Consider the following 568-nt stretch of genomic DNA (forward strand, 5'->3'; position numbering starts at 1 on the left):
TTGGCCTTGGATGCTTCCTTGAGGAGCACAACCACCACTTACACTGAAGCCGTTTAAGAACGCAGCGAACGCAGCATTAACAGCCGCTTGATTAGCATAAGCACAAGCTGAAGCTGAAGCATTAGCCGGTGCATTGGTTGTTACTTCTGCAGGAGCAGTCACCGTGAAGGTACGGGTTACTGAACCACTATAACATTTATCAGTTACGTTATACGTCACACTGGTAGTTCCACCTTGACATAAAGTCGGTGCTACCGGTTGGCCTTGGATGCTTCCTTGAGGAGCACAACCACCACTTACACTGAAGCCGTTTAAGAACGCAGCGAACGCAGCATTAACAGCCGCTTGGTCAGCATAAGCACAAGCCGAAGCTGAAGCGTTAGCCGGAGCATGAGTGATTACCTCTGCAGGAGCGATTACCGTGAACGTACGAGTTACTGAACCGCTATAACATTTATCAGTTACGTTATACGTCACACTGGTAGTTCCACCTTGACATAAAGTCGGTGCTACCGGTTGGCCTTGGATGCTGCCTTGCGGAGCACAACCACCACTTACGCTGAAGCCA

General features: G+C 49.6%; 1 protein-coding gene. It reads right to left on the minus strand.

The features are described from left to right. A partial coding sequence (locus tag ACSVH6_RS13595; RefSeq protein ID WP_438079406.1) for a hypothetical protein occupies positions 1 to 568 on the minus strand: 568 nt, incomplete at both ends.

Source organism: Flavobacterium sp. XGLA_31, assembly GCF_051547105.1.
Classification (GTDB): domain Bacteria; phylum Bacteroidota; class Bacteroidia; order Flavobacteriales; family Flavobacteriaceae; genus Flavobacterium.